1 protein-coding gene is annotated in these 1235 nt (G+C 34.3%); it reads left to right on the forward strand.

Features of this window, described 5'->3' with window-relative positions:
* The coding region (locus PX636_RS03645; RefSeq protein WP_353853450.1) for a type ISP restriction/modification enzyme at positions 1–1235 on the forward strand (1235 nt) is incomplete at both ends.

A 1235-nucleotide genomic window follows, 5' to 3' on the forward strand; every position in this document is an offset into this window, starting at 1 on the left:
AATCATGGTTATTTGGATAATCCCACTTTTCGGGGAATGCGTCAAAATTTGATGCAGACTTTTGATGAGATTTATATTTTAGATTTGCATGGGAATAGTAAGAAAAAAGAAGTTTGTCCCGACGGTTCACCCGATCAAAATGTGTTTGATATTCAGCAAGGTGTAGCGATTGCGTTTTTTATTAAGTATCAAGATAGTCAGCAAGATTTAGCGCAGGTTTATCATGCTGATTTGTGGGGTGTTAGAGAGGTTAAAGAGCATAAGGAGTTAGTTGGGGGTAAGTATTATTGGTTAGATGAAAATGATATTAGTTCAACTGAATGGGAAATTATAAATCCCAAATCAGATTTTTACCTATTTAATCCTCAGAGCAAAGTCTCATCTGATGAATATCAAAAATATTGGGAACTTGATACAATCATGTTGACAAACGGTTCTGGTATCAAAACCCATAGAGATCACTTTGTCTATGATTTTGATAAAGCTAAATTAATCGAGCGAATCAATGACTTTAGAAATACACTTATAAATGATTCAGAAATAAAAAATAAATATAAGTTGGAAGACAGTTTAGATTGGAATTTAAATCAAAAGAGAAAATCTTTTACATCTGAATCTAATTGGCAATCTTATTTCACTCAATGTTTATATAGACCTCTTGATATTAGACCTTATTATCATCATGATGCTTTAGTAAATCGGTTGAGGCATGAAATAATTCAGCATACGATGAATAAGAATAACATTGGTATAGGTATAGGTCGTCAAGGAATTGCGGTTAATGATCCTGAATGGGCCTTGATTACTGTTTTTGAGAATGCCATTGATACTAATATTTTTAGAAGAGGTGGAGTTAATATTTTTCCCCTCTATCTTTACCCAACCAATACCCCAACCCTATTTGAAACAGAACCAACCAACTCGCCAAATGGTCGCCGTCCCAATCTAGCGCCAGAATTTATTAACAAACTTTCGGCAAAACTTGAATTAGAATTTATCAGTGATGGCAAAGGAGACGAAAAGAAAACCTTTGGACCAGAAGACATTTTTAACTATATTTATGCGGTCTTTCACTCTCCCCAATATCGCCAACGTTACGCCGAATTTTTAAAGATAGACTTTCCTCGTGTTCCTCTCACCAGTAATCAAGAATTATTCTGGGAATTAGTCAAAAAAGGTGACAGATTAGTACATTTACACCTGATGAAAGCAACGGGAAAAGAAATTAGTAGCTA

Source organism: Microcystis sp. M53598_WE2, from assembly GCF_030067735.1.
GTDB classification, from domain to species: domain Bacteria; phylum Cyanobacteriota; class Cyanobacteriia; order Cyanobacteriales; family Microcystaceae; genus Microcystis; species Microcystis aeruginosa.